The organism is Cellulomonas sp. P4_B5_2 (assembly GCF_056402235.1).
Genome location: NZ_JBFUHU010000212.1, coordinates 1 through 6,523 on the forward strand (window position 1 = coordinate 1; position 6,523 = coordinate 6,523).

Sequence of the window (6,523 nt, forward strand, 5' to 3'; positions counted from 1 at the left end):
CCTCGGGGGCCGGCGCCGGGATCTCGATGTCAGCCGGCTCCGGAGCTCCGGCCATGGACCGCATCTGGTCCAGGATCGCCGCGAACGACGGGTCGCCCGTCGAGACGGTGGGACCCGTGGGGCCGGGGTCGACCTCGACGGTCGAACCGTCCGGCAGGGCGTCGGACGCGTCGGCCGCCGCGAGCAGGGCCTCGATGCCCGCCGCCGGCGCCGCAGGTCCGCGCCGGGCGCGAGGGCGCGCCGGCGGCGGCTCGGGCACGTCGACCGTGAGCTCGAACCGCTCCCGCGCGAAGAAGCCCGCCACGCCGCCGCTGCGCACCCGCTCGGCGCTGATGATCCGCGCCCCGGGGCCCAGCTCGTCGCGCACCTGCGCCATGAGCCTCGCCAGGTCACCGCCCTCAAGCAGCAATCGCGTGGCCACCGCTCACCGCCCCGACGGTCTCCACCAGGGCGCCGACACCCGTGACCTCGGCGTACGAGAGCACGGGCAGGCGCGGCAGGCCCATCGCGACCAGGCGACGCAGCGCGGGCCGGATGGCGGGCGCGCAGGCCAGCACGACCGTCCGGCCGTCCTGCTCGGCGATCGCCACCGCGTCGCGCAGCTGCGCCAGCACCGACTCGAGCCGGGCCGGGTCGACCAGCAGGTGCGTGCCCTGCTCCGACGGCCGCAGCGACTCGACCAGCTGCTGCTCGAGCACGGCGTCCAGCGTGATCGCGCGCAGCGAACCGTCCTGCACGTACAGCGAACCGAGCGCCGGGCCCAGCGCCGCGCGGGCGGCCTCGACCAGGCCCTCGGGCTCGGTGCTGACGCGCGCGCGCAGGGTCAGCGACTCGTAGATCCGGCCCAAGTCGCGGATCGGCACCTCCTCGGCCAGCAGGCCCTGGAGCACCCGCTGCACCTCGCCCAGGCTCAGCAGGGTGGGGATGAGCTCCTCGACCACCGACGGGTTGACGCGCTTGACGCCCTCGGTGAGCACGCGCACGTCCTCGCGGCCCAGGAGCCGGGCGGCGTGCTGGCTGATGAGCGCGCCCAGGTGGGTGATGAGCACGGAGACCCGGTCGACGACCGTCGCGCCGGACATCTCCGCCGCGTGCCGCAGCTCGGCCGGGATCCACTTGCCGGGCAGGCCGAAGACCGGCTCGTGCACGGTGGTGCCGGGCAGCGACCCGAGGTCGTCTCCGAGCGCGAGCATCCGCCCCGCGGGCGCCTCGCCCCGGCCGACCTCCACCCCCGCGATGCGCACCACGTAGGTGGACCGCGGCAGGTCGACGCTGTCCCGCGTGCGCACCGGCGGCACGACGATCCCCAGCTCCAGGGCGGTCTTGCGCCGCAGGCCACGGACGCGGGCGAGCAGGTCCTGGTCCGGTCCGGAGCCGACGAGGTCGACCAGGTCCGGCGCCAGCAGGATCTCGAGGGTGTGCACGCGCATCTGCTCGATGAGCTGCTCGGGGCTGTCGCTGGCCGGCGCCGTCGCGGCGGTGACCGCACCCGCCTGCTCGGCGGCCGACTCCTTGGCCTCGGTGGCGCGGGACCGCTGCGCCACGAGCAGGAGCGCTGCGCCCACCAGGAGGAACGGCACCTTCGGCATGCCCGGCAGCAGGGCCAGCGCGATGGCGCCGACACCCGCGATCACCAGCGCGGTCCGGGACTGGCCCAGCTGCTTCGCGGCCGCGGTGCCCATGTCCCCCTCGGCCGTGGCGCGCGTTACCACGATGCCGGTGGACACCGACAGCAGGAGCGCGGGGATCTGGGTGACCAGGCCGTCGCCGATGGTCAGCAGGCTGAACCGCTGCAGCGACTCCGCCGGGCTCATGCCCATCTGGAGCATCCCGATGGCGAACCCGCCCACCAGGTTGATGACCGTGATGATGATGCCGGCGATCGCGTCGCCCTTGACGAACTTGGACCCGCCGTCCATGGCGCCGTAGAAGTCCGCCTCCGCCGCGACGTCCGCCCGACGCTGCCGCGCCGTGTCCTCGTCGATGAGGCCCGAGTTCAGGTCGGCGTCGATGGCCATCTGCTTGCCCGGCATGGCGTCGAGCGTGAACCGCGCCCCGACCTCCGCCACGCGCCCGGCGCCGTTGGTGATGACGACGAACTGGATGACCACGAGGATCAGGAAGATCACCAGGCCGATGACGAGCGAGCCGCCGACGACGATGTGCCCGAACGCGTCGATGACCTGGCCCGCGTACCCGTCCCGGAGCACCAGCCGGGTCGAGGCCACGTTGAGCCCCAGCCGGAACAGGGTGAACACCAGGATCAGCGACGGGAACACCGAGAAGTCCAGCGGTCGCTTGACGTACATGCTGGTGAGCAGGATGACCAGCGACACGGTGATGTTGATCGCGATGAGCACGTCGAGCAGGGCGGCGGGGAGCGGCACCACCAGCATCAGGACGATGCCCACCACACCGGCGGGCACGGCCATCTGGGAGACGGAGCGGTTCTTCATCAGGACCCTTGCTTCTCGGACGAGGAGGCGGACGGGGCCGGCGGGCGGGGTGCCCGGGCCGGCCGGCGGGCGGCGCGGGCCGCGGACCGGTGGTCGGTGGTGTCGTCGGCGGGCAGCGTGGAGCCGCCGGGGACGCGGTGCTGGCCGGCGCCGGCGCCACGACGGCGCAGGGCCATCACGAACGCGAGCACCCGGGCGACCGCGGTGAACAGGTGCGCGGGGACCTCCTGGCCCAGCTCGCACGCGGCGTGCAGGGCGCGGGCCAGCGCGATGTCCTCGACCATCGGCACCCGGCGCTCGGTCGCCTCGGCGCGGATGCGGGCCGCGACAGCGCCGGCCCCCTTGGCGACGACCTTGGGTGCTCCCGAGCCGGGCTCGTAGCGCAGCGCGACCGCGACGTGCGTCGGGTTGACCAGCACGACGTCGGCGGTGGCGACCTCCGACATCATCCGGTTACGGCTCATCGAGAGCTGCTTGGACCGGATAGCGCCCTTGAGCATGGGGTCCCCCTCGGTGCGCTTGTTCTCCTCCTTGAGCTCCTGGAGGGTCATCCGCGTCTGCTTCCGGTTGCGCCGCATCACCACCACCACGTCGGCGACCGCCAGCAGGATGCCCGCGGCGATTCCGGTCCGCAGGAGCGAGGCGGTGCCGTCGCCGGCCACGCCGAGCAGGTGCGACAGGGGCAGCTGGCCGGAGGCCATCAGCGTGGGCACCAGCGCCTGCAGCCCGACCAGGAGCACGAGCGCGACGGCGCCGGTCTTGAGCAGGGTCTGGGCGCCCTGCCACCAGGCCTGCGCGCCGACCAGCCGCTTGGCGGCGTTCACGGGCTTGAACTGGTCCACGTGGATGGTGAACCGGCGCGGGTGGACCCCGCCCTGCGCCATGCCCACCGCCACCGTGACGAGCACCAGCACGACGAACAGGGGGGCGAGTGTGGTCAGCAGCGAGCGCAGCGCGTCGTCGAGCACCTGCACGGCACCCGCGGCGGTGGGGTTCCGCGCCACGTCGCGGACCGCCGCCAGCTGGTCGAGCGCGGCAGCCTGGCCCCGGGTGACCACCATCGGCAGCGTGAGGACGGCGGCGCCCATCCCGATCCAGGCCGAGAGGTCCTGCGACCGCCCGAGCTTGCCCTTGCGGTGCACCTCCTTCATGCGCTGCGCGGTGGCCTTCTCGCTGCGCTCGCCGCTCTCGCTCACCGCGCCACCCCCAGCATCGCCTCGACCGAGCGCCCGGTCAGGCCCTCGACCACCGCGGGCAGCGCGAGGAACGCGAACGCGCCGAACGACAGGGTGAGCAAGATCTTCAGCGGGAAGCCCATCGCGAACGCGTTGAGCGCGGGCGCGACCCGGGTGAGCAGGCCGAGGCCCACGTCCGCGAGGAAGAGCACCACGAGCAGGGGTCCGGCGATCTGCATCGCCCCGACGAACATCTGCGACAGGCCGGTGGTCACCGACTCGCCGAGCGCGCTCAGGTCGAGCACCGCACCCAGCGGCAGCGCGTCGAACGTGCGGACCAGACCCGCGAGCACCACCTGGTACCCGTCGGTGACGAACAGCAGGACGACGGCGGCCATCTGGTACAGCCGCTGGAACTGGGCGCCGCTGGTCATGCTCATCGGGTCGAACGCGGCCGCCATCTGGAAACCACCGAACAGGTCGATCAGCGTGCCGGCCGACTGCACGGCCGAGAACGCGAGCATCACGAGGAACCCGAACGCGGCACCGACCACCGCCTGCATCACGAGGGAGCCGACGAAGGCACCGGTCCCGTCGGCCGCCACGGGTTCGAGCCGCGGCGTGATCGCCAGCGCGAGCGCGAGGGCGAGGGTCACCTTGACGATGCTGGGCACCGCGCGCTGCGAGAACGGCGGGGCGATGACGAGGAACGCGACGATGCGCACGCCGGCGAGCATGGTCGTCTGCAGGCCCGCGAGCGGCAGGGCGACGGAGATCGGGTCCACGTCAGCCGCCGACGAGCATCGGGATGCGCGCGAACAGGTCGTGGGTGAACGCGACCAGCTCCGAGATCATCCAGTGCCCGCAGACGATGAGCGCGATCCCCGCGGCGACGGCCTTGGGCACGAAGCTGAGCGTGACCTCCTGGATCTGGGTCACCGACTGCACCAGCGACACGATGAACCCGACCACCAGGGCGGTGACGAGCACCGGTGCGGAGAGCTTCGCGGCGAGCACCAGGGCGTCGATGCCGACGTCGAGGACGGCGTTGGTGTCCATCGCTACCCCGCCCCGGTGTACGAGCCCACGAGAGCCGTGACCACCAGGCCCCAGCCGTCGACGAGCACGAAGAGCAGCAGCTTGAACGGCAGGGCGATCATCACCGGGGGCAGCATCATCATGCCCATCGACATCAGCGACGCCGAGACCACCAGGTCGATGACCAGGAACGGCACGAAGATGACGAAGCCCATGATGAACGCCGAGCGCAGCTCGGAGAGCAGGAACGCGGGGACCAGGGTGCCGAACGGGACCGCGGACGGGTCCTCCGGGTTCTCCAGCCCCGCCGCGCGGGTGAGCAGGGCGAGGTCCTCCTCGCGCGTGTGCTCCAGCATGAACTCCTGGAGCGGGGCCTTGCCGACGTCGACCGCCTCGGTGAACGTCGCGTCCCCCGCGAGATAGGGCTGCACCCCGAGCTCGTTCACGTCGGAGATCACGGGCGCCATGATGAACAGGCTGAGGAAGAGCGCCAGTCCCGCCAGCACCTGGTTGGGCGGCACGCCTTGCAGGCCGAGGGCGTTCCGGGTGAAGGACAGGACGACGAAGATCTTGGTGAAGCTCGTGGTCATCAGCAGCACCGCGGGCGCCACCGAGAGCAGGGTGATCGCGAGCAGCACGACGATCGAGCTGCTCGGCGCGCCGTTCACACCGTTGACCGCGACCGTGACCGTGTCGCCCAGCGCGGGGATACCGGGCGGCGTAGGCGGCGTGGGGGCGAAGATCATCGGCGCACCGTGCGGTCCTGCAGCGTGCGGACGGCCTGACGCCACGTCTCCGGCGCGAGGATCGAGCCCTGCAGCGTCGACGTCGCGGGGGCCTGCTCGAGGGCGGCGGGCTCCGGGGACGCGGTCTCCAGCGACGGCGCCGGGCGTGGCGAGGGGACGCGGCCGGTCGCCGAGAGCGCGGACGCCACCCAGTCGCGGCGCGGACCGGTCTGCTCGGCCACCGGCTCCGGCGGGAGCTCGACCACGGGGCCCAGCTCGGTGAGCAGAGTGACCTGCTGGTCGCCGTACCCCAGCAGCAACCGGCGGTTGCCCACCGCGACGACCGCGACACCCGTGTGCCGGCCGACCGACTGGCGGCCGACGAGCTTGACGACGTGCTCGCGCGACGACCGCTGCGGCTGACCGCCGCCGAACCGGCGGCCGATGAACCAGATGAGCCCGACCACGCAGGTCAGGGCCAGCAGCACCCGCAGCACGAGCATCGTCGAGACCATCAGACAGCCGGCTCCGTACCCGGCACGATCTCCGTCACGCGGATGCCGTAGGCCTCGTCGACGACGACGACCTCCCCGCGCGCGACGAGCCGGCCGTTGACCAGGACGTCGGCGGGGCTGCCCGCGGTGCGGTCCAGCTCCAGCACGGCGCCGGGCGCGAGCTCGAGCACCTGGCGCACGGGCAGGCGGGTGCGGCCGATCTCGGCCGTCAGGGTCATCTCGACGTCGTAGAGCATGCGCAGGTTGGCGCGCGGGGTCGTCGCGGTGGCGGTGGGCGCGGTCACACGGGGGCCGCGGACGCGCAGCGCGAACCAGGCGACCGGCACGCCCGCCTGCTGGAGGGCGACGACGTGGGTGTCCGGGCCGAGCACACCCGCCACCGGCTCGGACCTGCCGGGCTCGAGCACGCCGGCGCCGAGCACCTCGGCGGCGGCCTCGAGCGCGGGACGCAGCGCGTCGGCGAGCGCGAGGGGCGTCCCCGCGGCTGCGCCGGACACCAGGGCGTCCTCGATGACGTCCGCCGCGACCAGGGCCAGCTCGGCGCTGGGCGAGCCGACGAACGAGGCGACCAGGGCGGTCGCGCCCGTCGGGACCTCGGTGTGGTCCGCCGGCAC

General features: G+C 73.2%; 8 protein-coding genes. All 8 read right to left on the bottom strand.

Features of this window, described 5'->3' with window-relative positions:
* On the bottom strand, positions 1-421 hold a 421-nt coding region (locus AC1DUQ_RS15025), incomplete at its 3' end, for a hypothetical protein (protein WP_477074063.1).
* The gene (locus AC1DUQ_RS15030) at positions 399-2,456 is read right to left on the bottom strand and encodes a flagellar biosynthesis protein FlhA (protein ID WP_477060056.1); all 2,058 of its coding nucleotides are present in this window, start codon (positions 2,454-2,456) and stop codon (positions 399-401) included. The genes AC1DUQ_RS15025 and AC1DUQ_RS15030, both read right to left, overlap by 23 nt.
* Positions 2,456-3,652: an EscU/YscU/HrcU family type III secretion system export apparatus switch protein gene (locus AC1DUQ_RS15035; RefSeq protein WP_477060055.1), complete on the bottom strand. Its 1,197-nt coding sequence runs from the start codon at positions 3,650-3,652 to the stop codon at positions 2,456-2,458. The genes AC1DUQ_RS15030 and AC1DUQ_RS15035 overlap by 1 nt, the downstream gene beginning before the upstream one ends.
* Positions 3,649-4,407: a flagellar biosynthetic protein FliR gene (locus tag AC1DUQ_RS15040; RefSeq protein WP_477060810.1), complete on the bottom strand. Its 759-nt coding sequence runs from the start codon at positions 4,405-4,407 to the stop codon at positions 3,649-3,651. The genes AC1DUQ_RS15035 and AC1DUQ_RS15040 overlap by 4 nt, the downstream gene beginning before the upstream one ends.
* Before the next feature lie 10 nt (positions 4,408-4,417).
* On the bottom strand, positions 4,418-4,690 hold the full coding sequence (gene fliQ, locus AC1DUQ_RS15045; RefSeq protein ID WP_056085628.1) for a flagellar biosynthesis protein FliQ: 273 nt from the start codon (positions 4,688-4,690) through the stop codon (positions 4,418-4,420).
* 2 nt (positions 4,691-4,692) lie between these two features.
* Positions 4,693-5,460: a flagellar type III secretion system pore protein FliP gene (fliP, locus tag AC1DUQ_RS15050; RefSeq protein ID WP_477060054.1), complete on the bottom strand. Its 768-nt coding sequence runs from the start codon at positions 5,458-5,460 to the stop codon at positions 4,693-4,695.
* A complete protein-coding gene (locus AC1DUQ_RS15055; RefSeq protein WP_477060053.1) occupies positions 5,412-5,909 on the bottom strand; it encodes a FliO/MopB family protein in 498 nt (165 codons plus the stop codon). Before AC1DUQ_RS15055 ends, fliP begins: the two co-directional genes overlap by 49 nt.
* A partial coding sequence (gene fliN, locus AC1DUQ_RS15060) for a flagellar motor switch protein FliN (RefSeq protein WP_477074064.1) occupies positions 5,909-6,523 on the bottom strand: 615 nt, incomplete at its 5' end. The genes fliN and AC1DUQ_RS15055, both read right to left, overlap by 1 nt.